The sequence below is a fragment of the Sulfitobacter sp. HNIBRBA3233 genome, from assembly GCF_040149665.1.
Taxonomy (GTDB): domain Bacteria; phylum Pseudomonadota; class Alphaproteobacteria; order Rhodobacterales; family Rhodobacteraceae; genus Sulfitobacter; species Sulfitobacter marinivivus.
On the sequence record NZ_JBEFLP010000001.1, the window covers coordinates 1,182,634 to 1,208,947 of the forward strand.

Sequence of the window (26,314 nt, forward strand, 5' to 3'; positions counted from 1 at the left end):
CTCGATCCGGCCAGTGTTCCAGTTGTATCCGCGCGGTCATACGGCGGTTTCCCGCGCGGCGCGGGCTTTCAGCTCTTTGCGGATCACCTTGCCCGTTACCGTCATCGGCAGGCTGTCCACGAATTCTATTTCCCTTGGGTAGGAATAGCTTGCCAGCCGTTCCTTGACCCAATCCTGCAAAGCTTCGCCGCGGACACCAGCGCCCTCGCGCAGGACGACATAGGCCTTCACGATCTCGGTGCGCAGCGGATCGGGCTTGCCCACCACGCCGCAGGTCGCCACATCGGGATGGGTCAGCAGGCAATCCTCGATCTCTGCCGGTCCGATCCGGTATCCCGCCGAGGTGATTACATCATCCTCGCGGCCCACGAAGCGCAGGAACTCGCCCTCCCAGCGGCCCCTGTCGCCGGTCAGCATCCAGTCGCCGCGAAACTTCTCTGCCGTGGCCTCGGGGCGCTGCCAATAGCCCAGCATCATCGCGGCAGAGCCACGGCGGACGGCCACATCACCCTCGCCCTGCGCGGGCGCACCCGCCGCATCCAGAACCGCGATCTCATGGCCCGACACCGGTTTGCCGATGCAGCCCGGTTGCGCCGCAAAGGCGGCGCCACAGCTCGACGCGACCATGTTGCATTCCGTCTGGCCGTAGAATTCGTTGATTTGCAGCCCGAAGGCACGCCGCCCCCACTCCAGCATCTCGGCGCCCAGCGGCTCGCCCCCGCTGGCGACGGACCGCAACCCGCCGATATGCACATCCGCCGATTTCAGCATCCGCAGGGCCGTGGGCGGGAAGAACACATTGCGGATGCCCGCATCCGCGATCAGCCTCCGGCAGGCCTGCGGATCGAATTTCTGCATCCGTGCCGCGACGACCGGCACGCCCAGCGCCAGCGCAGGCATCGCCACGTCAAACAGCCCGCCGATCCACGCCCAATCCGCCGGTGTCCACAAACGGTCACCGGGCTGCCCGAGGAAATCGTGGCTGGCCGCGACACAGGGCAAGTGGCCCGTCAGAACCCGGTGACCGTGCAGCGCGCCCTTGGGCGTGCCGGTCGTGCCGGAGGTATAGATCAGCACCGCCGGATCTTCCGGCCCGGTGTCGGCGAAAGGCACCGGATCCCCCGCGATGCCCGCCGTATCGGCCAGCCACGCCTCGGCCAGATCGCCCAGCAGCGCGGCACCTTCGTCATCGGTCAGCACGATCTCGACGCCCGCGTCCGCAATGCGCGAGGCCAGCGCGTCATGCTTGAAGAGTTTGAACAAGGGTACTGATATCGCGCCGATTTTCCAGATCGCCAGATGCGCCGCCGCACACCACGCCGACTGGCCCAGAAGCACCCCGATCCGCGCACCGCCGTCCACCCGCAAGGCTAGTGCCCGCGCAAGACCGTCCGCACGCGCCGCAAGCTGCGATACCGTCACCTCTGTAACCGCGTCCTGCGACACTTCAGTAATGGCAATCCGGTCAGCGGGATGGTCAAGACACTGGCGCGCCATATTCAGGCGTGCCGGAATATCCCAGCGTCCCCGTGCGTCGATGCCGGGAAGCGCGCGCATCTCAGCGGCTCCAGTCCTGAAGGCTCAGCGCCTGCCGTGCGGTCTGCTGCATCGCGCAGCCGATGGCGGCAGGCCCGGCGCCGGTGCCGCCGCCCCAGCGCGACGCCTCGTAAGCGCAGGCCGCGTCGCGGAACACGATCCAGCTCCGCTGCATCGCCCGCAGGGCAACCGCCTGTCGCGGTGTGGCACTGTCGAGCGCGTCGAGATCCTTGTCGTAGGCCACCGCCTGCGACAGCGCCGCCTGATAATACTCGTTCAGCAGCGCGTCCCAGAACAGCCGCTCACGGTCGAGACATCCGCCGGTGCCCACCGTCGATCCCCCCTCGGGCGTGTCGATACAGGCCTGCGCCGAGGCGCCCGCGCAGGCCAGCCGCGCGGTGTAGGTCTCTGCGTCTTGCAGACAGCTCAAAGTCGGGGTGTCGGAATAGGGCAAATCCTGCGCGTGGAGGGCCCCCGCAGACAGCGCCAGCACCGCGACGATCCGCAGGATCATGCCATCGCCGCCATCATCTCGCGCCCCACCAGCATCCGGCGGATCTCGGAGGTGCCTGCCCCGATCTCCATCAGCTTCGCGTCACGGAAGATGCGGCTGACCGGGCTGTCGGACAGGAACCCCGCCCCGCCCATGGCCTGCACCGCCTGATGCGCCTGCACCATCGCCTGCTCGGAGGCATAGAGACAGCACGCCGCCGCATCCGCGCGGGTCACTTCGCCGCGGTCGCAGGCCTTGGCGACCTCGTAGACATAGGCGCGGGCCGAATTCATTGCCGTGTACATGTCGGCCATCTTGCCCTGCATCAGCTGGAACGACCCGACCGGCTGGCCGAATTGCTTGCGCTCGGCCATGTAGGGCATGATCTCGTCGAGGCAGGCAGCCATGATGCCCAGACCGATGCCCGCCAGAACCACCCGTTCGTAATCCAGCCCCGACATCAGCACGGCCACGCCGCGGCCTTCCTCGCCAAGCACGTTCTCGAACGGGACTTCGCAATCGTCGAACACCAGCTCCGCCGTGTTCGATCCACGCATCCCCAGCTTGTCGAAATGCGGCGACGTGGTGAAACCGGTCATCGACTTTTCGATCAGAAAGGCGGTGATGCCTTTGCTGCCCGCGTCCTTGTCGGTCTTGGCGTAGACTACCAGCGTTTCGGCGTCGCAGCCGTTGGTGATCCAGTATTTGCTGCCGTTCAGGCGAAAGTGGTCGTTGCGCTTCTCGGCCCCGAGCTTCATCGACACCACATCCGATCCGGCGGAGGTCTCGGACATCGCCAGGGCTCCCACATGCTCGCCCGAGCACAGCTTCGGCAGGTATTTCGCCCGCTGCTCGTCGGTGCCGTTCAGACGGATCTGGTTGACACAGAGGTTGGAATGCGCCCCGTAGGACAGCGATACCGAAGCGGAGGCGCGCGCAACTTCCTCGACCGCGACCGTATGGGCGAGATAGCCCATGCCGGTGCCGCCCCATTGCTCTTCGACGGTCATCCCCAGAAGGCCCATCTCGCCCATCTCGGTCCACAGCTCGGCGGGAAAGATATTGTCCTTGTCGATCTGCTGCGCCATCGGACGGATCCGGTCCTGCGCCCAGCGGTGCACACTCTCGCGCAGCGCGTTCACATCCTCGCCCAGATCAAAATTCATTGTGGCGTTGAACATGTGGATCCTCCCCGATCTGTCATTTATTGAACGCTTGTTCATTAGTTGCAGGAATCCCGCCTTGCGTCAAGCGCGCAGCGGAACCATTCGCGCAGCTTAGCAGTTGTAACGGCAACCCGAAATGAATGGAGAATACCATGTCGACCGATATCAAAAAGGAATTCTGGGACCGTCTTGAAGACACACGCGCAGGCATGCTCTCCACCGGCAGCGCACCCGCGGTCCCGATGAGCCATTATGCGGACGATGACGGCGGGCCGATCTGGTTCATCTCTGCCAAGGGCACCGATCTGGTGCAGTCCGCCGTGCAGGCCACGCCCGCCCAGTACATCATCAGCAGCGCCAACGAGGGTCTTTATGCCCGTATCGACGGCACGCTGACCTGTGTCACCGATCCCGCCCAGCTGGACAAGCTCTGGGGCGCCATCGCCGCCGCGTGGTTCGAGGACGGAAAGCAGGACGACGATGTCCAGTTGATGCGCTTCGACCCAAAGGAAGCCGAGGTCTGGACCACGGGCGGGACGCTCCAGTTTCTCTACGAGATCACGAAGGCCAACGTGCAGGACGAGATGCCCGACATCGGCAAGCACGGCAAGATCACGTTCTGATCCGGCCCCGCCGCAACGCGACAGACGCAAAGGCCCGCTGTTCCCAAACGGCGGGCTTTCGCATGCCGGAGCGGATCAATGCTCCGACTGGAAGATCCGTCCCGCTTCGTCGCGGATGATACGCGCGATCACAGCACAGTCTTCGAGACTGAAGGTCAGCGGCACGCGCATGTCCACGAGCCCCGCCAGCACATGATCGCTCTGCGGCATCGGCTCTGACGGGACATACCGCCAGCTGTCGTAGCGGCTGGTGAAGCCCACAGGCTCGGCGCTGCCAAACCATTTCAGCTCGACCCCGCGATCGAGACAGCGCGCGAGCAGGGTCTGCACCGCATCCCCCGACCAGTCGTTCAGCAGGAACTGGAAGGAGGACCCGACAAAGCTTTCCTCCGGCGGACGCGGCACGAGTGTCACACCGGGGGTATCGGCCAGCCCTGCCTCGATCGCGCGGTAGCGTTCGTTCCAGCGCTCGCACTGGCGGTGCAGGTCGGCCAGTTGCGGCCGCAGGATCGCGGCGCGCAGATTGTCCATCCGGCCCGAGATGTTCGGCGTCTCGTAACGGATCGTCTCGAATGTCTCGGGCGGCGGACCGGCGGCATGCCGTTCGTAGAGCATGTAGGAGCCCGAATACATGATCGCGCGCGCGGCGGTTTCGGCATCATCGGTGATCAGAAGGCCGCCCTCGCCGGAATTCACATGCTTGTAGGTCTGGCACGAGAAGCAGCCGACCTTTCCCCAAGTGCCGGAGGGCTTTCCCTTCCACGCGGCGCCCATCGTGTGGGCGCAATCCTCGATCACCGTGATGCCAGCTGCATCGCAGATCGCCAGCAGGCGTTCCATGTCGCACAGATGGCCCCGCATATGGCTGAGAAGCAGAACCCGCGCCTGCCCCGCCTTCGCCTCCAGATCCTCAAGGTCAAGCACGAGATCGCCGGTCACACCGACAAAGACCGGCACGCCGCCCACCGCCGCAATCGCGCCCGGCACCGGGGCCAGCGTAAAGGCATTGGTCAGGACCTTGTCGCCGTGTTTCACACCAATGGCGCGCAACGCGGTCGCCATCGCATAGCCGCCCGAGGCCACCGCGAGACAGTATCGCGCGCCCGTCATCGCCGCGAATTCCTGCTCCAGCAAGACGGTTTCCGCCGTCTCGCCGGGGGCGGTGTTGTAACGGTGCAAACGCCCGTGCCGCATCACCCGCACCGCCGCCTCGATCCCCGCCTCGGGGATCGGCTCCTGCTGGGTAAAGCTGCCCTTGAAAACCTCGGTCATCGCGCCGGTGCCCCGATGAGATCGCGCACCAGAGCGGGCAGATCGCCGTAGCGGTGCAGCAGCGCCTCGGGGTCGAGCGCGGCCATGTCGCCACCTGCGGGCCCGAAGGTGACGAGGATCGACGGCACACCTGCCGCCCGCGCGGTGTTGCGGTCTGTATCGCTGTCGCCCACCAGACAGCTTTGCGCGGGATCTCCCCCGGCGCGGCGCACGGTTTCGCGAAGATGCTCGGGGTCCGGTTTGCGCACCGAAAGCGTATCCGCGCCCGTCATCGCCTGAAACCGGTCAAGAATGCCCAGCCGCGTCAGCAGATCGCGCGCCAGCCGCTCGGGCTTGTTGGTGCAGATGGCGACGCGGTATCCCTGCACGCGCAGATCGTCCACCGCAGCCATCGCCCCGTCGTAGATCCGCGTGTGGGTGTCGATGTCGCGCGCGTAATGCTCCAGGAGCGGCTGGTAGTAGTGGTCGATCAGCGGATCGTCGGCATTGCGGCCCAGACGTGTCATGCCCAGACGCAGCATCGCGCGCCCTCCGCGCAGCGCCGTACCCGCGTCCGCCGCCGGATCCAGAACAGCGCCCTCGCCCATATCCGTGAAACAGGCGTTCGCCGCCGCGATCAGGTCGCCGCTGGTGTCCGCCAGCGTGCCGTCGAGATCGAATACCACCGTCTTCATCACCTGCCCCCTCGCACATCTTCCCGCTCATCCATGCGCAATGATGTTGCAAGCCGCAACCGGAATTGATGGGGCGGGTGCTTGTGCTGCCCCGCACATCCTATAAACAAGGAAAAAACGGGCAGAACGGATACCACATGAAAACAAGTCTCATCATCCTCGCGGCAGGCAAAGGCACGCGGATGAATTCCGATTTGCCCAAGGTGCTGCACCCGATCGCGGGCGACGCGCTGCTGATCCATGCCATGGCCGCCGGTGCCACGCTTGAGCCCGAGCGCACGGTCGTCGTCGCCGGACACGGGGCCGAGAGGGTCAGCGCCGCGGCACTGGACCACGATTCCGATACCGTGGTGGTGGTGCAGGAAGAACAGCTGGGAACGGCCCATGCGGTCGACCAGGCGCGCGCGGCACTCGCCGACGCCGAAGGCACGGCCATCGTTCTTTACGGCGACACGCCTTTTGTATCGCCCGAAACGCTGGAGCGTCTGGCCGGCGCGGCACAGAGCAGCGACATCGTCGTGCTGGGGTTCGAAGCCGCCGATCCCGCTCGCTACGGGCGGCTGGTGATGGACGGCGACAGCCTGTCGCGCATTGTCGAATACAAGGACGCCACCGAGGCCGAGCGCGCCATCACCCTGTGCAACAGCGGTGTCGTGGCCTGTGACGTGCGCCGCCTGTTCGACCTTATCGCCGAGATCGGCAACGACAATGCCGCTGGCGAGTATTACCTGACGGATATCGTCGGGCTGGCGCGCGCCAAGGGCCTCAGCGCCACGGCAGTCACCTGTGACGAGGCCGAAACGCTGGGCGTGAATTCGCGTGCCGAACTTGCCGCCGCCGAAGCCGCCTTTCAGGCGCGTGCCCGCGCGGTGCTGCTGGCGGACGGTGTGACGCTTCAGGCCCCCGATACGGTCTATCTGGCGCGCGACACGGTGATCGGGCGCGACACGCTGGTCGAGCCGCATGTGGTCTTCGGCCCCGGCGTGACCGTCGAAAGCGGCGCCACCATCCGGGCCTTCAGCCATCTGGAAGGGTGCCACGTCTCACGCGGATCTGTCGTCGGCCCCTACGCGCGGCTGCGCCCCGGTGCTGAGTTGGCCGAAAACACCCGCGTGGGCAACTTCGTGGAAGTCAAGAACGCGCAGGTCGGCGAGGGTGCGAAGATCAACCACCTCAGCTATGTCGGCGATGCCTTCGTGGGCGCGCGGGCGAATATTGGTGCCGGGACGATCACCTGCAACTACGACGGCGTGATGAAGCACCACACCCATATCGGCGCGGATGCGTTCATCGGCTCCAACACCATGCTGGTCGCGCCGGTGCATGTGGGCGACAGCGCCATGACCGGATCGGGCTCGGTCATCACATCGGACGTCGAGGACGGGGCGCTGGCACTGGCCCGCGCGCCACAGATCGAAAAGCCGGGCATGGCCCGCAAACTCATGGACATGCTCAGGGCAAGGAAAGCCCGGGCGCAGAGAGGCAGCTGATATGTGCGGAATCGTCGGAGTGCTGGGCAACCACGAAGCGGCCCCGATACTGGTCGAGGCGCTGAAACGCCTTGAATATCGCGGCTACGACAGTGCGGGGATCGCGACGGTCAACGGAGGCACGCTGGACCGCCGTCGCGCGGTCGGCAAGCTTGTCAACCTTGGCGATCTGCTGGTGCACGAGCCGCTGGCGGGAAAATCCGGCATCGGCCACACCCGCTGGGCCACCCACGGAGAGCCCAACGTCGGCAACGCCCACCCGCACCGCTCGGGCCCGGTGGCGGTGGTGCACAACGGCATCATCGAGAATTTCCGCGAATTGCGGGCCGAGTTGGCCGCCGAGGGGCTGACCCCCTCGACCGATACGGACACCGAAACGGTCGCGATGCTGACCGAGCATCACATGAACACCGGCCTGTCGCCCACCGATGCCGCGATCAAGACGCTGGGCAAGCTGCAAGGCGCTTTCGCGCTGGCCTTCCTGTTCGACGGTGAGGACGACCTGATGATCGCCGCGCGGCGCGGGTCTCCTCTGGCCATCGGGTACGGTGACACGGAAATGTTCGTAGGCTCGGACGCCATCGCGCTGTCGCCGCTGACCGACCGGATCAGCTATCTCGAGGAAGGCGACTACGCCATCGTCACCCGCGCGGGCGCGCGTGTCTTCGACGCACAAGGCACCGCCGTGGAACGTGAAATCCGCACCATCCAGATCAGTTCGGCCAGCGTGGACAAGGGCGGGCACAAGCACTTCATGGCCAAGGAAATCGCGGAACAGCCCGCGGTGATCGCCGATGCGCTGCGCCATTACCTGAGCCCGACAGGCGATATCAACCTGCCCGATCCCCAGATCGATTTCGCGACTGTCGACCGGATCACCATGGTCGCCTGCGGCACGGCCTATCTGGCCTGCCTGACGGCGAAATACTGGTTCGAGCAGATCGCGCGCCTGCCCGTGGAGGTCGATGTGGCCTCCGAATTCCGCTACCGCGAGCCGCCGATCCCCGCGCGCAACCTCGCGCTTTTTGTCAGCCAGTCGGGCGAGACCGCCGACACGCTGGCCGCGCTGCGCTATTGCACCGGCAAGGCCGCGCGCATCGCCTCGGTGGTCAACGTCCCCGAAAGCTCGATCGCGCGTGAAAGCGACGTGGCGCTGCCCATACTCGCCGGTGTCGAGATCGGCGTCGCCTCGACCAAGGCGTTTACCTGCCAGCTGACCGTGTTGTTCCTGCTGGCGATCAAGGCCGCCACCGACCGCGGTGAAATCACGCCCGAGCAGCGCGAGGACCACCTGTCGCAACTGCGCCGCCTGCCGTCGCTGATTGCCGAGGCGCTGGAGCAGAGCGACGCGGTCCGCGAAACCGCGCGCAAACTGGCAAACGCCCGCGATGTTCTGTTCCTGGGCCGAGGTCCGCTCTATCCGCTGGCCCACGAAGGCGCGCTGAAACTGAAGGAAATCAGCTATATCCACGCCGAGGCCTATGCCTCGGGCGAGCTGAAGCACGGGCCCATCGCGCTGATCGACGAGAATGTGCCAGTGGTGGTCATGGCGCCGCGCGATGCGCTTTTCGACAAGACGGTCAGCAACATGCAGGAAGTCATGGCCCGCAAGGGCAAGGTGATCCTGATTTCCGATCGCGAGGGTCTGGCCGAAGCGAGCCAGGGCGTCTGGGATACGATCGAGATGCCGGATGTCTCGGATGCGGTGGCCCCGATCCTCTACGCGATCCCCGCACAATTGCTGGCCTATCATACGGCCGTCGCCAAGGGCACGGATGTGGACCAGCCCCGGAACCTCGCGAAATCCGTCACGGTGGAATAGATGGCCACGCAATTCGACCGCATCGGCGACGCGCATCGCGGGTTCATCGAAGCGCAGCATCTGTTCTTTTGCGGGACTGCCGCCGAGGACGGGCGCGTCAACATCTCGCCCAAGGGAATGGACAGCCTGCGGGTGCTGGACGAGACGCGGATCGTGTGGCGCAACCTGACCGGGTCCGGCAACGAGACCGCAGGTCACCTCAAGCGGGTCAACCGGATGACGCTGATGTGGTGCGGGTTCGAACGCCAGCCCATGATCATGCGGGCCTACGGCACCGCGCGCACGCTGCATCCGCGCGACGAGGCCTTCGACGGGCTGAACGCCCTGTTCGAGCCGTCGCCGGGCGCGCGGCAAATCTACGACATGACTGTCGACATGCTGCAGACAAGCTGCGGCTATGCCGTGCCTTTCTACGACCACGCCGGCCCGCGGGACGTGTTGAAGGACTGGGCAGAGGCGCGGGGCCCTGAGGGCATCGAGACCTATTGGGACGAACGCAACCGCACCACCATCGACGGTCTGCCCACAGACATCCTTCCGCCCGATGCATGACCCCTATCCCGGCGCGCCCGAAGCCCTGTCCGATCCGGCGCGCGCCGGTGGCTTGCGCGATACGCTGGATGTCGCGAAGCTTCTCGCGGTTGCGGACGGGCTTTAGCGCACAGACTTTTTTGAAGCGCGGCCACGCTGCTGACGCGGGCGCGCTTGCTTGGGTAAACGCGAAACGCGTGCGGGCAGAGATGGCGGGATTGAGTTTAAGGGCAAAATGGAGATGCGGACCCTGTGGCCCCATTCGGCGCGGCACGCCGTTGCGGGCGCTGTGGCATCATTCCTCCAGAGAGACTTCGACTTCGGTGAGATCTGTCAGGGATGCTTCGATCAGGCGCAGCGCGGGAAGCGACAGGCGGCTGCCGCCGGTCGGCGGGCCATCGATGGGTATCAGCGTGACAGCCGAGGATTTGCCCGTCGCTGGATTCGTCACCCGCCCCTTGGTCTGGGTCTTGACCAGCGGCGTCTTGAGCCAAAAGCCCGGCTCTGTCGGGCTGCCGAGGCTCACGATCGTGGTTCCGAGGCTGCGCGAGGCGGTTTCGGGGGCGGCGGGTGCCGCGGCCTCCGCCCGCTGGGCGGCGCTGGTCGTATCCAGCGCATCTGCCGTTGTCGCCGCTTCAGGCGGTGGCGGCGCCGAAGTCAGGACAGGATCTGGCGCTGTTTCCGCAACTTCTGCCGCTGGTGGTGCGGCAGCGTCATCGGGTTGGCGCGGGCCAAGCGCCGCGCAGGCCGAGAGGCCGAGGGCCGCGGCAGCGAGCACGAGAGGGAGGGGGGTATTCAAACGATTCATCTCGCCACGCTACCTTGCCGCGGCGGGCGCTTCAATGATCGGAAATGCTGCTTGCGACACGGCGGCCGCGACTGTACCACTTGGGGCATGAATGCACCCCTGATCGACCCTTTCGCCCGCGCGATCACCTATCTGCGCGTCTCCGTCACGGACCGCTGCGATTTTCGCTGTGTTTACTGCATGTCCGAGAACATGACATTTCTGCCGAAGAAAGAGCTTCTGACGCTGGAAGAGCTGGACCGGCTGTGTTCGACCTTTATCGGTCTGGGAATCGAAAAGCTGCGGATCACCGGCGGCGAGCCGCTGGTCCGTCGCGGGATCATGCAGTTTTTCGACAACATGAAACGGCATCTGGACGCGGGCACGCTGAAAGAGCTGACGCTGACGACAAACGGCAGCCAGTTGGAGAAATACGCAACCGCGCTCTACAGCGCCGGTGTGCGGCGGGTGAATATCTCGCTCGACACGCTGGACGAGGCGAAATTCGCCGAAGTGACCCGGTGGGGACGTCTGGCGCAGGTGTTGCGCGGGATCGACGCGGCACAGGCTGCGGGCCTGCGGGTCAAGATCAATGCCGTGGCGCTCAAGGGGTTCAACGAGCCGGAACTGGCGAAGATTACCGAATGGTGCGCCGAGCGCGACATGGACCTGACGTGGATCGAGGTCATGCCGATGGGCGACATCGGCAACGAGGACCGGCTGGGCCAGTACTGGTCGCTGCGCGACGTGCGCGCCGAATATGCCAAGCACTACACGGTGACCGATCTGGCCGAACGCACGGGCGGGCCCGCGCGCTACGTTCGGCTGGAGGAGACGGGCCAGAAAATCGGCTTCATCACGCCTCTCAGCCATAATTTCTGCGAAAGCTGCAACCGCGTGCGGATCACCTGCACCGGAGAGATCTACCTGTGCCTCGGTCAGGAAGACAGCGCCGACCTGCGCGCCCCCCTGCGCGCGCATCCCGGTGACGACCGCCCGCTGGAAGACGCGATCCGCGCGGCCATCAACCTCAAACCGCGCGGCCACGATTTCGACTATTCCCGCCAGACGCTGGATGGGCAGATGCCGCGCCACATGAGCCACACCGGCGGCTGATCCGCAATGCGCGCGCCTCTGGCCTACCGCGCCTATGTGGTCCTGTCGGTCATCCTGTTGCCCTTCGCCGCGTGGATCGTCACGCGCAAGCTGCGCCGCGCGGGCGTATCCGCCTTGCGGGCCCATGAACGGCTGGGCAACGCCAGCGTGCAGCGGCCCGGGGGCACGCTGATCTGGTTTCACGCGGCATCGGTCGGCGAAAGCCTGTCGGTGCTGGCGCTGATCACCCGCATGAGCGTTCTTCTACCCGGCGCGCAGTTCCTGATCACCTCCGGCACGGCGACCTCGGCCAAGCTGATTGCCGACAGGATGCCACCGCGCGCTGTCCACCAATACGCGCCGCTGGACGCACCGGGGCCGCTGAAGCGGTTCCTGAAACACTGGAGGCCCGACGCGGCGGTTTTCGTTGAATCCGAACTCTGGCCACAGATGCTGCGTCGCACCCGCGCCACCGGTGCCACCATGGCGCTCGTCAACGCGCGTCTGTCGGACCGCTCTGTCGCATCCTGGGCCAAGCGCGGCGCGCTTGCGGCGCATGTTCTGGATGTCTTCGACCTGATCCTGACCCAGAACGACGCCATGGCCGAGGCGATGGTACGGATGCATGCGCCCGCCGGTCGGGTCGCGCGGGGCCAGAACCTCAAGAGCTTTGCCGGGCCCCTGCCCACGGACGACGACACCCTGTTCGAGGCGCGCGCGGCGTTGGGCCACCGCCCCGTCTGGGTCGCCGCCTCCACCCACTCCGGCGAAGAAGAGACCGTGCTGGCCGCCCATAAGCTGGTGATGAAAGACCACCCCACCGCGCATCTGATCCTTGTGCCGCGCCACCCCGAGCGGGGCACCGAAGTGCTGCAACGGATCGCGGACGCGGGCCTTGCCGCTACCCGCCGCACGCGCGGCGACACGCCGGGCGGTGCGGTGTATCTCGCCGATACGCTGGGCGAGCTGGGCAATTGGTTCGCGCTGACGGATGTGGTGTTTCTGGGGGGATCCCTGCGGCCTATCGGCGGGCATAACCCCTTCGAGGTCGCGCAGTCGGGTGCCACGGTTCTGTCGGGCAACCACGTGTTCAACTTTGCCGAAACCTTTGCGGCCATGGAAGCCGCCGGTGCCGCCCGACTGGTCGCGGATGCACAGGATCTCGGCCAGCAGGTGGCCACGCTTTTGTCCGACGACGCTGCGCGCGCCCGCGCCTGCACGGCTGCCGAAGGTTTTGCGAAGGCAGAGACGGGCAAACTTGATACAATTGCCGGGCGGCTGATCAAGGCTCTGGAGCTCGACCATGGGTAAGGCGCCCCATCCGCGCGACATCGACGTGATCGCGCCAAACTTCAAACGCCGTCTGTCGGGTGTGACTGCGACGGTCGTGCGTCTGGTGCCGGTACAGGCGCGCGACATCGCGATCGTGGCAACCGGCCCGGTGCTGCCCGAACATGTGCCGCAGATTCCGCTGTCGCGTCTGATCACCCTGCCCCGGTCTGGCCCCTCGGGCGCGCGCGTCTGGCACGCCCGCCGCAACGTCGAGATGATCGGCGGTCTGGCGCTGAAACACCTGCTGTGCAAGCGGTTGCGGCTGATGTTCACCTCGGCCTCGCAGCGGCAGCAGTCGGGGCTGACACGCTGGCTGATCCGGCGCATGGACGCGGTGGTGGCGACTTCGGACAAGACGGCAGCCTATCTCGAAGGCCCCTCTACCGTCATCATGCACGGGATCGACACCGACACTTTCGCCCCCGCACAGGACCGCGCTGCACTGCGCGCGCGCATGGGGCTGCCGGTCGAGGGGCCGCTTATCGGCTGCTACGGCAGGATACGCGCGCAAAAGGGCACGGATGCCTTCGTTGATGCGATGATCGATACGCTGCCGCGCCATCCCGGCGCGCATGCCATCGTCATGGGGCGCGCCGTGGAGAAAGATCAGGCGTTTCTTGAGGATCTGAAACAACGTGTGCGGGGTGCCGGTCTGGCGGAACGCATCCTGTTCAAACCCGAGGTGCCGACAGACCGAATGGCGGACTGGTACGCGGTCTTGGATCTCTACGTCGCGCCGCAGCGGTGGGAGGGTTTCGGCCTGACCCCGATCGAGGCGATGGCGACAGGCTGCCCCGTCGTGGCCACACGGGTCGGCGCGTTTGATGCTTTGGTGGCATCGGGCGAAACCGGCACGCTGGTCGATCCCGGCGACAGTGTGGCCCTCGGGCGCGCGGTGGACGCGGCCTTGGCCGATCCCGCGCGGCTTGCCGCATGGCGGATCGCATCGCGACAGCGGGTAGAGACCGACTTCTCGATCGAGGGCGAGGCGCGTGCGCTGATCGCGATCTACCGCGAATTGCTTGGCAGGGGCGACCGATAGGGCCGCCCCTGCCCCGTCATCAAGCGATCGGCATGCGCTGTTCGACGATTCCCGCCCACCAGCTACAGCCCGCCGGAATGACGTCATCATTGAAGTTGTAAAGCGGGTGGTGGACGCTGGCCGTATCGCCGTTGCCGACGAGGATATAGGCACCGGGGCGCTCTTCGAGCATGAAGGCGAAGTCCTCGCCACCCATGACCAGCGGTGCCTCGTCGCAGTCGCCCGAGATATCGCGGGCCACTTTCGCCGCGAATTCGGTCTGCTCGTCGTGATTGACCATGACCGGATAGTTGCGGTGGTAGGTCACCCGCGCCTCGCCGCCCATGGCAGAGGCGATGCCTGTGCAGATCTCGTTCACGCGCTTGTCCGCCAGATCGCGCAGCTCGAGCGACATGGTGCGGACGGTCCCCTTCAGATGCACCCGCTGCGGGATCACGTTATAGGCCTTAGATGAGGTCTCGAACGAGGTGATGGAGACCACGATATTGCCGATGGGATCGGCATTGCGCGCGGCGATGGTCTGCAACGCGCCCACGATCTGGCTGGCGATCACGGTGGTGTCGACCGTCTCGTTCGGCTTGGCGGCGTGGCCGCCCTTGCCCTCGATCTCGATATCCAGAAGGTCCGTCGCGGCAAAGAAAGGACCAGAGCGGATTGCAAAGCTGCCCGGTGCCATGCCCGGCCAGTTGTGCATGCCGTAGACTTCCTGAATTCCCCAACGCTCCATCAGGCCGTCGTCGCACATCACCTTGGCGCCGCCGCCGCCCTCTTCGGCGGGCTGGAAGATCACCACGACGGTCCCGTCGAAATTGCGTGTCTCGGCCAGATACTGCGCCGCCCCGAGCAGCATCGCGGTATGGCCGTCGTGCCCGCAGGCGTGCATCGCCCCATCGGTTTTCGATGCGTATTCAAGACCGGTCTGTTCGTGGATCGGCAGCGCATCCATGTCGGCGCGCAGCCCGATGATCTTGCCCGAGGCAGTCTCGCGGCCCTTGATGACGCCCACCACGCCGGTACGGCCCACGCCCTCGACCACTTCGTCGCAGCCGAAGGCGCGCAGTTTGTCAGCCACCGTGGCCGAGGTGCGGTGCGTCTCGAACAGGATTTCGGGGTGTTCGTGCAGATCGCGTCGCCAAGCGGTGATATCGGTGTGCAGTTCGGCAAAGCGGTTCTTGACGGGCATGGGGATCTCCTGATGAAACTGATTGACAGGCTCCTACCGCAAGCCGCAGCCAAGGGCCAGCCGTGTGCCTGCCGCGGCCTAGCCCTTGAGCGGCAAACGCCTTTCGACAAGCTCGGCAAACCACGAACAGCCCGCCGGAATGGCATCGTCGTTGAAGTTGTACTGCGGGTGATGAACCATGGCCCCGCCCCCGTTGCCCAGCATGATATAGGCGCCGGGCCGCTCTTCCAGCATGTAGGAAAAATCCTCTCCCGCCATGATCGGAGAGGTGTTGCGGTCCACCCCGGGGCTGATCGCATCCGCGGCATCGGCGGCGTGGACGGTTTCGGCCGCGTGGTTCATCGTGACAGGATAGCCACGGTCGTACTGGATATCGGCGCTGCAGCCATACGCGCGCGCGGTGTGGGTCACGATTTCGGTCAGACGGTTTTCGGCCAGATCCCGCACACCGGTGTCCAGCGTCCGGACTGTACCGCGCAAGAGGACCGTCTGCGGGATCACATTATGCGCATCGTTGTCGGACCGGATCACGCAGGTCGACACGACCACCTGTTTGAGCGGATCGACATTGCGGCTGGCGATGGATTGCAGCGCGACAACCACATGCGCTGCGGCAAGGTTGGTATCGATCGCCTCGTGCGGGGCCGCCGCGTGGCCGCCCTTACCGGTCAGCACGATGTCAAAGAAATCGACCGCCGCCAGCAGCGCGCCCTCGCGGATCGCGAATTCGCCCACGGGGTATTCCGGCGCGTTGTGCAGGCCGTAGACTTCGTCGATGCCCCACCGCTCCATCAGGCCTTCGTCACACATCACCTTGCCGCCGCCGCCGCCTTCTTCGGCGGGTTGGAAGATCAGCACCACGCGCCCGTCGAAATTGCGGGTCTCGTTGAGGTACTGTGCCGCCCCCAGCAGGATCGCGGTATGCCCGTCATGGCCGCAGGCATGCATCTTGCCCGGATGGGTAGAGGCATAATCGACGCCCGTCGCCTCGTGGATCGGCAGCGCGTCCATATCGGCACGCAGGCCGATGGTGCGCCCCGAGCCGTTCCCGCGCCCCTCGATCACCGCCACGATACCCGTCTCGGCAATGCCGGTGGTGATGTCGGTGATGCCGAAACTGCGCAGCTTTTCGGCGACAAAGGCGCTGGTCTTGGGCAGATCGAACTGCAATTCGGGGATCGTATGCAAATGGCGACGCCAGGCGGTGATATCGGCGTGACGTTCGGCAAAGCTGTTGCGGATGGGCATGGAAATCTCCTTCAGACGTCGGGACCAAGCACGATGGGGGAGCCATCGGAAAAGCGGTTATAGCGGAACCGCGTCAGATCGTGACCCGGATCACGACCGGCGGCAAGATCGGCAAGGATCCGGCCCATCGCAGGGCCAATGCCAAAGCCGTGGCCGCTCATCCCAGTGCCGACGATCAGGCCGGGCAGCGGCGCGTGATCGACCACCGGCACAACGTCGGGCATCGTGTCGATCATGCCGGCCCAAGTCGCGCGCAGCCTGACCGTCCCGAGATGCGGAAACAGATCCTGAAAACGCCGGCGCAACCGCTCCATCCGGCGCTTGTCCGGCTTCGGATCGAGAATGCGCATCCGCTCGAACGGGCTCTGAGCATCGCCAGACCACCGCCGGCGGGTGCCCCAGGCGTCGGGAAAGCCCGCTGGTGCCACCGGTTTGAGCCGCGCGAAGAACGGATCGGCACGCAGCTGCGGCAGGTATTTCAAAAGCGCGCGGAAGGCATCCGGACCGATATAGAGGTCCGGCCCGAATCCCGGCGCAAGGGTAAAGCCGCCATCGGCTCGCCGCCGGAATGCCACCCCCGGAACCGATGCCGCCGCGGTGCCGACATCGGGCAGCCGTTCTGTCGCCGCGACCTGACTGCGCACCGAAAGCTGCGGCAGGCCCAGCCCGTGATTGCGCAAGAACAGCGACGACCAAGCGCCGCCAGCCAGCACCACGCGCGGCGCGCGGATACGCCCGCGTTCGGTAACCACACCGGCCACGGCCCCCGCCGCGATATCGAGGCAACGCACCGCGCAGTGCTCGACGATCGTGACACCCTCGCGATGCGCGATTTCTGCCAGTGCTGGCACGGCGACCCAAGGCTCCGCGCGCAGATCGGACGGCGTATGCAGCCCGCCCTTGGCCTGAAACGTCATGCCGGGATACATCGCGGCCACGTCCGTCTCGCTCAGCAGGCGACTGTCGAGGCCGTTTGCCCGCGCGTGCGGCAGCCATGCCTCATATCCGGCCAGTGCTTTTTCGTCGCGCGCCAGATAGGTGACCCCTGCCCGCGTCAGGCCGATTTCGGCGTTGGTTTCCCGCGCGAGGCTCTGCCACAGGCGGTTCGCCTCGACCATGATCGGCAATTCGGCAGGGTCGCGGCCCTGCTGGCGGATCCAGCCCCAGTTGCGGCTTGACTGTTCGGCGGCCACCAGCCCCTTTTCCAGCAGCACCACACGCGCGCCGCCACGGGCCGCATAAAGCGCCGTGCAAACGCCGATCACGCCCCCGCCAATGACCACCAGATCGGCGTCCTGCGGCAGATCGGGGGTATAGCGCGGTGGCTGATCCGCGGTGATCGGAAAGCCGGCCATCAGCGCGCTGCTTCTATAGACACAGCCGGTCAACGAGTTTGCGCATGAAATCATGGCCCGCGTTGAACTGCGACACTTCGATGAATTCGTTCGGCTGGTGTGCCTGCGCGATATCGCCGGGACCGCAGACCACGGCGGAATAGCCCGCTTCCTGGAATTGCCCGGCCTCGGTGCCGTAGCTAACCTTGTGGCTGGCGTTGTCTCCGGTGATCTGGCGGACCAGTGTTTCGGCCTCGCCTTCGTCTTCCGGCTGGAGCGCGGGCACATCGAAACGCGGCGTGATTTCGATTCGCGTATCCGCCACCACGTCCTGCATCGCGGCTTCGACCTCGCGCACCTTTTCCAGATAGGCGCTGGCCCATGCATCCTTGTTCTCGCCGGGCACAACACGGAAATCCATGGCGAAGTGGCAATCCTTCGCGGTGATGTTATGCGCCGTCCCGCCCGAGATCATGCCGACATGGCAGGTGGTGAACGGCGGATCGAACATCGCGGCAAGATCACTCGGCTTGGCCTCCATGTTCTCGGTATTGCGCGCGTTGGCCCACTCGATCAGCTTGGCGCCCGCCATGATCGCATTCACGCCCGTGTGCAGCAGCGACGAATGAACCTCGAACCCGACGACGTGGGTGTTGAAACCGATGCCGCCCTTGTGGCCGGTCACCGCCTGCAGGCTCGATGGTTCGCCGACAATCACGGCAGAGCCTTTCGGCACCACGCCCTGCATGGCCTCGATCATCGGAGGCGCGCCGGTGCAGCCGACTTCCTCGTCAAAGCTGAAGGCGATCTGCAGCGGGCGTTTGACCCCGGCATATTTCGCCTCCACCAGCGCCCAGAGGGCGAGCGCGTCGAAGCCCTTCATGTCGCAGGTGCCGCGGCCATAGTATTTTCCGTCGCGTTCCACGACGCTGAACGGGTCGCTGTCCCACGGCTGGCCATCGACGGGAACCACATCGGTATGGCCCGAAAGCACGATCGCGCCGTCCTCTTGCGGGCCGACATGGGCAAACAGCGCGTGTTTGGGCTGGTCGGGGTCGATGTAGCGGTGCGCGGTGATGCCGTGCCCGTCCAGATAGTCGCTGACCCAGTCGACCAGAGGAATGTTGGTGTCCCGCGACACGGTCGGAAAGCTGACGAGTTTCTCCATCAACTCGAACGGAGAGAGGCGCGCAGACATAGATGTATCCTTACTGGTTAATAGCCGCTGTCGGTGATCAGAACCTTGTGGCCCGGCGCGACCTCGCGGTAGACGCTTGGTTCGGGATCGTATCCGACCGGATGAATGGGCGACGGTATCGGTTTGAAATTCAGCTCTTTTTCCGATTTGCGCTTGCGCGGATCCGCGATTGGAACCGCTTTCATCAGGGCCTGCGTATAGGGGTGCTGCGGATTTTCGAACACCGCGCGGCGCGGTCCGAGCTCGACGATCCGGCCAAGGTACATCACGCCGACATAGTGGCTGACCCGCTCTACCACAGCCATGTCGTGGCTGATGAACAGAAAGCTCAGCTGCATTTCGGCCTGAAGCTCCATCATCAGGTTCAGTACCTGCGCCTGCACCGAGACATCCAGCGCCGATACGGCCTCGTCCGCGATGATCAGTTTCGGGTTCAGCGCGAGGGCGCGCGCGATGGCGACACGCTGGCGCTGGCCCCCCGACAGTTCGTGCGGATAGCGGCGCATGAAACTGCGAGGCAGCTCGACACGGTCAAACAGCATCTCGACCCGCTTGGCGATATCGCCGCCTTTCAGCGTGGCGTAGTTGTGGATCGGCTCGGCCACCTGATCGGACAGGTTCATCTGCGGGTTCAGCGAGGCAAAGGGATCCTGAAAGATCATCTGCATGTCCAGCCGCGCCGTGCGCAGGTCGCGCTGGTTGAGCGCCATGATGTCCTTGCCATCCAGATCGACTGCGCCGGACATCGGCTCTACCAGTCGCAGGATCGACCGACCTGCGGTGGATTTACCGCACCCCGATTCCCCGACCAGCGACAGGGTCTGGCCCTTGTTGATCTCGAACGACAGATCCTCGACCGCGTGGACATTCGCAACCGTGCGGCGCAGCAATCCACCGGTCACCGGGAAGCGCGTCGTCAGGTTGCTGACCGTCAGCAGCGTCTGGTCGGTGCCCTTGATCGGCTTGATCTCGTTCTTTTCGCTGCCCAGCAGCTTCATCGGTTCGGGATAATCCTTGCCGGTCATCTCGCCCAGCTTGGGCACCGCGGCCAGCAGCGCCTTCGTGTAGGCGTGTTGGGGGTTTTCGAAAATCTGTTCGACGGGCCCCTCTTCCACCTTGTTGCCGCGGAACATGACGACCACACGGTCGGCCATCTGCGCCACAACGGCCATATCATGGGTGATGAACATCACGGCGGTGCCGGTCTCGCGCTTGAGCCGGTCGATCAGGGCCAGAATCTCGGCCTGGATCGTCACATCCAGCGCGGTAGTGGGTTCGTCCGCGATCAGCAGGCGCGGCTCGCAGGCCAGCGCCATGGCGATCACGACCCGCTGGCGCATGCCCCCCGACAGCTCGTGAGGATACTGCTCGAGCCGCTTTTCCGGCTCGGGGATACGCACCTGTTTCATCAACTCCAGCGCACGCGCCTCGGCTTGCGATTTGCTCATCTTCTTGTGCAGGCGCAGACCTTCGGTCAACTGCTTGCCGACCGTGAACACGGGGTTCAGGGCGGTCATCGGCTCCTGAAAGATCATCCCGATCTCGTTGCCGCGGATACCGCGCATCTTGTCCTGCGGTGTCGCGCCGAGATCGATCTGGGTGCCGCCCGCGCGTTCGAACAACAGCTTGCCCCCGGCGATTTCGCCACCGCCGAATTCGACCAGCCGCATCAGCGACAGCGACGAGACCGATTTACCGGAACCGGATTCGCCAACCACGCAGACAGTCTCGCCCGGGTTGATGCTGAATGACACATCCTCGACGCCGACAACGGGGCCGTCCTTGGTCTGAAACTCGACCCTGAGGTTCTCGATCCGTGCGATCGGTCCCTTCGGCGCTTGATCCAGCATAACTGTCCTCTCAGATGGGGGTGCTGCCGCACGCTAAGCCGAAGCCGCAGCGGCGTCAAACAGGACCGTACCCCTTTCGACCCGACACGGAACTTCACCCGCGAAAGCTGCCCGGAATTTCGGCTTGCCCGGCGCGGCAGTGGGGTTGCAATTTTTACCGGTTGTGGTTCTATCCCGCCACGCGCTTTGGGGATGCCGCGACTGCCATGTCAATTTACCTTAGGTAAATCAACACGATGGCAGGCGTTGTTATTTCCGGAGGAGTGAAGCCAAAACCAAGCCCGGTGTACCGGGTGGTCCGACACCGATACGTGTGTCCAACAAGGAGTACGCAATGTCTTTGAAATCAACCCTAATGGGCGCTGTCGCACTAGCGGCGCTTGCACCCATGGCCATCGCGGATGGTCACGAGGGCGAGCGCGGCCGTGACGGTCAGCTCAACATCATCTACTGGCAAGCGCCATCGATCCTGAACCCCTACCTCTCCGGCGGGACAAAGGACCTCGAATCGGCATCGCTGGTCATCGAGCCTCTGGGCCGTTACGACGAAACCGGTGCGCTGGTTCCGTATCTTGCCGCCGAAATCCCGACCGTTGAAAACGGCGGCGTGAGCGAAGACCTCAAGTCGATCACGTGGAAGCTGAAAGAGGGCCTCGTTTGGTCCGATGGCACGCCCGTCACATCGGCAGACGTGAAATTCACCGCCGATTACTGCATGCACCCAGAAGGCGGCTGCGCGCAGGGATCGAAATTTGACGGCGTCGAATCCGTTGAGGTCGTCGACGACCTGACGGTCACCGTCAACTTCTCCGAAGCCAAGCCGAACCCCTACGGCCCGTTCATGGGCGCTCAGTCCCCCATCATTCAGGCCGCACAGTTCGCTGACTGCCTTGGCGCGAAAGCACCCGAGTGCACCGAAGCCAACTTCTCGCCCATCGGGACAGGCCCCTTCGTGGTCACCGATTTCCGTCCGAACGACGTGATCCAGATGGAAGCCAACGAAAACTTCCGTGAAGAAGGCAAACCCGCCTTCGCATCGCTGACGTTCAAAGGTGGCGGCGACGCGACCGCCGCTGGCCGTGCCGTCATGGAAACCGGCGAATTCGACTATGCCTGGAACATGCAGCTGGCCCCCGACGTGCTGGCGAACATGGCCGAAGGCGGCAAGGGCAAGCCGATCTCGGCGTTCGGCACATTGGTCGAGCGGATCGAGATGAACCTGACAGACCCGTCGCCCGATCTGCCCGAAGGCGAGCGTTCGACCGTTGCACACCCGCACCCGATCCTGTCGGACGAGCGTGTACGCCGCGCGCTGTCGATGGCAATCGACCGCGAACTGCTGGTCGAAGTCGGTTACGGTCAGGCAGGTCGCCCGACATGTAACCTCGTGCCAGCGCCCGCGCTTTACGCGTCCGACAACACCGAGTGCCTGACACAGGATCTGGACGGCGCCCGCGCGCTTCTGGAAGAAGCCGGCTGGACCGACACCGACGGTGACGGCGTGCGCGAAAAGGACGGCATGGAACTTTCCCTGCTGTACCAGACATCGACCAACGCCGTGCGTCAGGATTTCCAGGCGCTGATCAAGGATTGGTGGAGCCAGATCGGTGTTGAAACCGAGTTGCGCAACCTCGACGCCTCCGTGTTCTTCGGTGGTGACCCCGGTTCGCCCGACACGTTCCAGAAGTTCTATGCGGACGTTGAAATGTACGCCAACAACTTCGACGGCACAGACCCGCAGGCGTATCTGTCGGCCTACCGTTGCGGCAACGAGCCAAAGCCATCCAGCCAGTGGCAGGGTGAAAACATCAACCGCTTCTGCAACGAAGAGTACGATGCGCTGCTCGACGAACTGGCCCGCACGGGTGAGCTCGACAAGCGTGGCGAGATTGCCAAGCAGCTCAACGACATGATCACCAAGGACAGCATGACCATCGTGCCGCTCGTCGATCGTGGCCGTGTGTCCGCTGCATCCAACACTCTGGGTGGCGTTGTGCTCAATGTTTGGGACAGCGAACTGTGGAACGTCGCGGACTGGTACCGCATCAAGGAATAAGGGTTGCGGCGGGCACGCGCCCGTCATAATCCTGAAACATACGGGCGGGGATTTCCCCGCCCGTGCCATACCTGAAGACTGCTTACCAAAGGCGCCGCCCGATGCTGAATTTCACCATCCGACGACTTGTCCTGTCCATCCCGACGCTTTTGTTCATCAGTCTGGTGATCTTTCTGCTTCTACAGCTCGCCCCCGGCGATCCGATGGCGCAGGTGCCCCTGACCGTCCCGCCAGAGGTCAAACAGAAGATGCGCGAGGCGCTCGGCCTCGGCGCGCCGATCCACGTCCAGTACCTGAAGTGGCTGCACCAGTTCTTCGTCGTCGAACCGGCGGTCTTCATCGACTACCTGACCACGTCGAGCACGCTTCTGGGCTGGCTGCCCGACACGCATCTGAGCATGGTGATGGACGAGGCCACGGGCGAGATGACCCAGCGCCAGCGGGTTATCAGTTGGCAGACCCGGTCGCCGGTCATGGACATCGTCATCCAGCGGATGCCGCAAACGCTGTGGGTCGTCGGGCTGAGCTATGTCGTCGGGATCCTGATCGCCATTCCCATCGGCATCTATTCCGCCTACCGGCACTATTCGGTCTTCGATCAGGCCGGCACCTTCGTGACCATGATCGGCTTCTCGATCCCGCCGTTCTTTACCGGCCCGCTGCTCATTGTGATCTTCTCTGTCAGCCTTGGATGGCTTCCCTCGATCTATGACACCACGCTGGTCGTCAATTCGTGGGATACCTTCAAGTTGCAGTTCATGCAGATGATCATGCCGGTCATGGTGCTCGCGCTTCAGACCACCGCGCAGATCAGCCGCTACATGCGCTCGGCGATGCTCGATAACCTCAACCAGGACTACGTGCGCACCGCCCGCGCCAAGGGTCTGGGCGAAAGCGTCGTGGTCATGGTGCATGTTCTGCGAAACTCGATGATCCCCGTCGTCACCATCATCGCGCTCGGCATGCCCGCGATTTTCGGCGGCGCGATCATCACCGAAAACGTGTTCAAGGTGAACGGCATCGGACAGCTTCTGCTGACCGCCCTCTTTGCCAACGATCTGCCGATGGTGATGACGCTGACGTTCATCTTTGCCATTCTCATCGTTCTCTTCAACCTGATTGCCGATATCCTCTACGGCGTGCTTGACCCAAGGATCCGCTATGACTGAGCAAGCAACACCCGCAAGCCCCGTCGAAGCAGATATCGAAACCTTCGGCGCACTCGTCGACAAGGAACCCTCTGCCCCGCCGCGCAGCCAGTGGAAGGACGTCTGGGACCAGTTCCGCAAGCACAAGGGCGCGGTGTTTGGTGGCGGCTTTCTGATCTTCATCACCCTTGCGGTGATCTTCGGGCCGTGGATCTGGCAGATCGAGCCGACCAAGCTTGATATCCGCAACAAGGACTGGCGTCCGGTCTATACGCTGCTGTGGAACAGCGACGTGAAGGCGGGATGGGCACATCCCTTCGGCACCGACCAGTTGGGCCGCGATATCCTCGCGCAGATGATCTACGGCGGGCGGGTGTCCATGGCCGTGGGCTGGGCCGCCATGGGTCTGGCGCTGTTCATCGGGACAGTGATCGGCGTCGCCGCCGGCTACTTCAAAAAGATGGACTTCTGGCTGATGCGCCTCACGGACCTGTTTCTGTCGTTGCCGATCCTGCCGCTGGTCCTGCTGGCCGTGACCCTCTTCCGCCAGCCGCTGACATCGGCCTTTGGCGGGCCCGAGGCGGGCATGTTCGTACTGATCGTCGGCGTCATCGCCTTTACGTCATGGATGCAGACCGCGCGGATCGTGCGCGGCGACATTCTTGCCCTGAAAGAGCGCGAGTTCATTCTTGCCGCACGCTCCATCGGCTCGACACCGGGCAAGATCATCCGCCGTCACCTGCTGCCCAACGTGATTTCGCCGATCATGGTGTCCGCAACGCTGGGGCTTGCGACCGCAATCATCACCGAAAGCGCGCTGTCGTTTCTGGGCGTCGGCTTCCCGTCGGACTTTCCCACCTGGGGCAAGCTTCTGGCCGATGCGGTGGACCGGATGCAGGAATACCCCGAGCGTGTTCTGCTGCCCGGCATCCTGATCTCGCTGACGGTTCTGAGTGTGAACTACCTCGGCGACGGTCTGCGCGACGCGCTGGACCCGCGTATCCGCGGCCGTTGATCCCCTGCGGGCGCCCTGACGGGGTGCCCGCACCGGCAGGAACGGGCGCTGCGGCCTTCCGCGCTCTTTTGACGGACCTACTGTTTCTGTATCGTCTTGCGCAAGCGGCGGACCGCCCCCCAAACCACCAGCACCACGGGCACCGTGACAATGGCGGTCAGCATCCCCTTGCTCAGCCCCGTCACGTTGGTCAGCGGATAGAGAAGATAGGCCACCAGCGACACGGCGTAATAGCTGATCGCAACCACCGACAGCCCTTCGACCGTGTGCTGGAGGCGCAGTTGCAGATCCGCACGCCGGTCCAGCGACGCAAGGATCGCCTGATTCTGGGCCGAGCGTTCCACGTCCACCCGCGTCCGCAACAGATCCGACGCGCGCGAGGCCCGCGCGGACATCCGCTCCAGCCGCTGTTCCATCGACACGACGGTGCGCATCGCAGGCTCGTAGCGGCGCATCATGAATTCACCGAACTCCTGCAAACCCTGAAAGCGGTTTTCGCGCAGGGCGTCGATCCGCTGGTAGACAATCGCCTTGTAGGCCGCCGTCCCCGCAAAGCGGAAGGCACTTTGCGCGACCACATTCTCAAGATCGACCGAGACATCGAGCAAGGCATCGAGCGTCGCCTCCGGCTCCGTCTCCTTCGCGCTCATCTTTGCCATGAGGTCGCTGATCCGGCGGTCCATGACGCCGACCTCTGCGCCGATCTCGCGGGTGAGGGCAAACCCCAGCATCGACATCGTCTTGTAGGTCTCGATCTCCAGCAGGCGCTGGATGATACGACCCAGCCGCCGGTTGCCCGTCTCGGGTGCTGCGAAGACCGCGAACCGCATATGGCCTGCGGGGTCGATCCGGAAATCAGTCGCGACCACGGCGGCCTCGTCCAGCACATGCGCCACGGCCATGCTTTCGGGGACAAACCATTCGCGCAACAGCGACACGGTTTCCTTGGGATCCTGCGGCGACGGAATCAGCCGCAGCAAGGCCGAGGTCAATCGCTGCCCCGGTGCCTGTTCCAGCCAGCGGGCCGGAAAGACGTCGAATTCCGCCGGGTCGAAGGGACGTTCGCTCAGATCATCACAGAAGGCGGTGTAGGTCACGACTTCGGTATGTTGTTCCCACTTGATGCGGTACTTGCCCATCTCGCCGTAGTAATGCGTGGCGTCGCGATCCGGCAGCGGCGCGCCATAGTGTTTCAGCAGGCTGACCAGATGCTCCATATCGCGCGACCTGTCGCGGTTGCGCGCGGCGGCGTCGCCCGACTGCTTGATCGCGAGAAACGCCACCACCTGCGGAGGCGCGGTATCCGGGAAGGGCCGCGCATGCAACTCTCCGGTCAGGCTGTAACGGAGCGGGTGGTCTTCGATCTGGGGCATGAGCCTACTTCCTTGGGCAACTTGCGGTGGTCGTCTCGGCACCACA

Annotated in this window: 22 protein-coding genes; 10 read left to right on the forward strand and 12 right to left on the reverse strand. The window is 64.6% G+C overall.

Annotation, left to right across the window (positions count from 1 at the left end; genetic code table 11):
• Window positions 1–36 precede the first annotated feature (36 nt).
• Genes ABMC89_RS05685 through ABMC89_RS05695 form a run of 3 tightly spaced genes read right to left on the reverse strand, consistent with a single transcriptional unit; the run spans window position 37 to window position 3,210 of the window.
• Window positions 37–1,557: an AMP-binding protein gene (locus ABMC89_RS05685; RefSeq protein WP_349566084.1), complete on the reverse strand. Its 1,521-nt coding sequence runs from the start codon at window positions 1,555–1,557 to the stop codon at window positions 37–39.
• A gap of 1 nt (window position 1,558) precedes the next feature.
• Window positions 1,559–2,050, reverse strand: coding sequence for a lysozyme inhibitor LprI family protein (locus ABMC89_RS05690; RefSeq protein WP_349566086.1), 492 nt, complete (start codon window positions 2,048–2,050; stop codon window positions 1,559–1,561).
• Window positions 2,047–3,210 carry an isovaleryl-CoA dehydrogenase gene (locus tag ABMC89_RS05695; RefSeq protein ID WP_349566088.1) on the reverse strand — a complete coding sequence of 388 codons (1,164 nt, stop codon included), beginning with the start codon at window positions 3,208–3,210 and terminating at the stop codon, window positions 2,047–2,049. The genes ABMC89_RS05690 and ABMC89_RS05695 overlap by 4 nt, the downstream gene beginning before the upstream one ends.
• A gap of 137 nt (window positions 3,211–3,347) precedes the next feature.
• Here ABMC89_RS05695 and ABMC89_RS05700 point away from each other — a divergent pair, with 137 nt between their 5' ends.
• Window positions 3,348–3,818 (forward strand): pyridoxamine 5'-phosphate oxidase family protein, encoded by a 471-nt coding sequence (locus tag ABMC89_RS05700; protein WP_349566090.1) that lies wholly within the window; start codon window positions 3,348–3,350, stop codon window positions 3,816–3,818.
• A gap of 75 nt (window positions 3,819–3,893) precedes the next feature.
• On the opposite strand, the gene ABMC89_RS05705 is transcribed toward ABMC89_RS05700, so the two are convergent.
• Both ABMC89_RS05705 and ABMC89_RS05710 read right to left on the reverse strand, forming a co-directional pair.
• Window positions 3,894–5,090, reverse strand: coding sequence for a DegT/DnrJ/EryC1/StrS family aminotransferase (locus tag ABMC89_RS05705; RefSeq protein WP_349566092.1), 1,197 nt, complete (start codon window positions 5,088–5,090; stop codon window positions 3,894–3,896).
• Window positions 5,087–5,764 (reverse strand): HAD-IA family hydrolase, encoded by a 678-nt coding sequence (locus tag ABMC89_RS05710; RefSeq protein ID WP_349566094.1) that lies wholly within the window; start codon window positions 5,762–5,764, stop codon window positions 5,087–5,089. Before ABMC89_RS05710 ends, ABMC89_RS05705 begins: the two co-directional genes overlap by 4 nt.
• Window positions 5,765–5,901: 137 nt before the next feature.
• Between ABMC89_RS05710 and glmU the strand changes: the two genes are divergently transcribed.
• From glmU to ABMC89_RS05725, 3 genes are read left to right on the forward strand one after another with little or no spacing between them, the layout of a single operon-like run.
• A complete protein-coding gene (gene glmU, locus ABMC89_RS05715; RefSeq protein ID WP_349566096.1) occupies window positions 5,902–7,254 on the forward strand; it encodes a bifunctional UDP-N-acetylglucosamine diphosphorylase/glucosamine-1-phosphate N-acetyltransferase GlmU in 1,353 nt (450 codons plus the stop codon).
• A gap of 1 nt (window position 7,255) precedes the next feature.
• The gene (glmS, locus tag ABMC89_RS05720) at window positions 7,256–9,076 is read left to right on the forward strand and encodes a glutamine--fructose-6-phosphate transaminase (isomerizing) (RefSeq protein WP_349566098.1); all 1,821 of its coding nucleotides are present in this window, start codon (window positions 7,256–7,258) and stop codon (window positions 9,074–9,076) included.
• Complete coding sequence (locus tag ABMC89_RS05725; protein WP_349566102.1) at window positions 9,077–9,628, forward strand: pyridoxamine 5'-phosphate oxidase family protein; 552 nt, start codon at window positions 9,077–9,079, stop codon at window positions 9,626–9,628.
• Between the two features lie 274 nt (window positions 9,629–9,902).
• Here ABMC89_RS05725 and ABMC89_RS05730 read toward each other — a convergent pair whose 3' ends face one another.
• Window positions 9,903–10,415: a hypothetical protein gene (locus tag ABMC89_RS05730; protein ID WP_349566104.1), complete on the reverse strand. Its 513-nt coding sequence runs from the start codon at window positions 10,413–10,415 to the stop codon at window positions 9,903–9,905.
• Between the two features lie 87 nt (window positions 10,416–10,502).
• Here ABMC89_RS05730 and moaA point away from each other — a divergent pair, with 87 nt between their 5' ends.
• From moaA to ABMC89_RS05745, 3 genes are read left to right on the forward strand one after another with little or no spacing between them, the layout of a single operon-like run.
• Complete coding sequence (gene moaA, locus ABMC89_RS05735) at window positions 10,503–11,510, forward strand: GTP 3',8-cyclase MoaA (protein WP_349566106.1); 1,008 nt, start codon at window positions 10,503–10,505, stop codon at window positions 11,508–11,510.
• Between the two features lie 6 nt (window positions 11,511–11,516).
• The gene (locus tag ABMC89_RS05740) at window positions 11,517–12,800 is read left to right on the forward strand and encodes a 3-deoxy-D-manno-octulosonic acid transferase (RefSeq protein ID WP_349566108.1); all 1,284 of its coding nucleotides are present in this window, start codon (window positions 11,517–11,519) and stop codon (window positions 12,798–12,800) included.
• Complete coding sequence (locus tag ABMC89_RS05745) at window positions 12,793–13,863, forward strand: glycosyltransferase family 4 protein (protein WP_349566110.1); 1,071 nt, start codon at window positions 12,793–12,795, stop codon at window positions 13,861–13,863. Before ABMC89_RS05740 ends, ABMC89_RS05745 begins: the two co-directional genes overlap by 8 nt.
• 19 nt (window positions 13,864–13,882) lie before the next feature.
• Here ABMC89_RS05745 and ABMC89_RS05750 read toward each other — a convergent pair whose 3' ends face one another.
• From ABMC89_RS05750 to ABMC89_RS05770, 5 genes are all read right to left on the reverse strand, one after another.
• Window positions 13,883–15,046 carry a M20 aminoacylase family protein gene (locus ABMC89_RS05750; protein ID WP_349566112.1) on the reverse strand — a complete coding sequence of 388 codons (1,164 nt, stop codon included), beginning with the start codon at window positions 15,044–15,046 and terminating at the stop codon, window positions 13,883–13,885.
• A gap of 78 nt (window positions 15,047–15,124) precedes the next feature.
• The gene (locus ABMC89_RS05755) at window positions 15,125–16,294 is read right to left on the reverse strand and encodes a M20 aminoacylase family protein (RefSeq protein WP_349566114.1); all 1,170 of its coding nucleotides are present in this window, start codon (window positions 16,292–16,294) and stop codon (window positions 15,125–15,127) included.
• Window positions 16,295–16,305: 11 nt separating this feature from the next.
• Window positions 16,306–17,649, reverse strand: coding sequence for an NAD(P)/FAD-dependent oxidoreductase (locus ABMC89_RS05760; protein WP_349566116.1), 1,344 nt, complete (start codon window positions 17,647–17,649; stop codon window positions 16,306–16,308).
• 13 nt (window positions 17,650–17,662) lie between these two features.
• Window positions 17,663–18,826 (reverse strand): acetylornithine deacetylase, encoded by a 1,164-nt coding sequence (gene argE, locus ABMC89_RS05765; protein ID WP_349566118.1) that lies wholly within the window; start codon window positions 18,824–18,826, stop codon window positions 17,663–17,665.
• 17 nt (window positions 18,827–18,843) lie between these two features.
• A complete protein-coding gene (locus ABMC89_RS05770) occupies window positions 18,844–20,676 on the reverse strand; it encodes an ABC transporter ATP-binding protein (protein ID WP_349566120.1) in 1,833 nt (610 codons plus the stop codon).
• A 334-nt stretch (window positions 20,677–21,010) separates the two neighbouring features.
• Between ABMC89_RS05770 and ABMC89_RS05775 the strand changes: the two genes are divergently transcribed.
• From ABMC89_RS05775 to ABMC89_RS05785, 3 genes are all read left to right on the forward strand, one after another.
• Window positions 21,011–22,732: a peptide ABC transporter substrate-binding protein gene (locus tag ABMC89_RS05775; protein WP_349566122.1), complete on the forward strand. Its 1,722-nt coding sequence runs from the start codon at window positions 21,011–21,013 to the stop codon at window positions 22,730–22,732.
• Window positions 22,733–22,833: 101 nt separating this feature from the next.
• Window positions 22,834–23,901 (forward strand): ABC transporter permease, encoded by a 1,068-nt coding sequence (locus ABMC89_RS05780; RefSeq protein ID WP_349566124.1) that lies wholly within the window; start codon window positions 22,834–22,836, stop codon window positions 23,899–23,901.
• Window positions 23,894–24,895, forward strand: a complete 1,002-nt coding sequence (locus ABMC89_RS05785; RefSeq protein WP_349566126.1) for an ABC transporter permease — start codon at window positions 23,894–23,896, stop codon at window positions 24,893–24,895. Before ABMC89_RS05780 ends, ABMC89_RS05785 begins: the two co-directional genes overlap by 8 nt.
• 77 nt (window positions 24,896–24,972) lie before the next feature.
• Here the strand turns inward: ABMC89_RS05785 and ABMC89_RS05790 are convergent, their stop codons facing one another.
• Complete coding sequence (locus ABMC89_RS05790; protein ID WP_349566128.1) at window positions 24,973–26,268, reverse strand: DUF3422 family protein; 1,296 nt, start codon at window positions 26,266–26,268, stop codon at window positions 24,973–24,975.
• Window positions 26,269–26,314 lie beyond the last annotated feature (46 nt).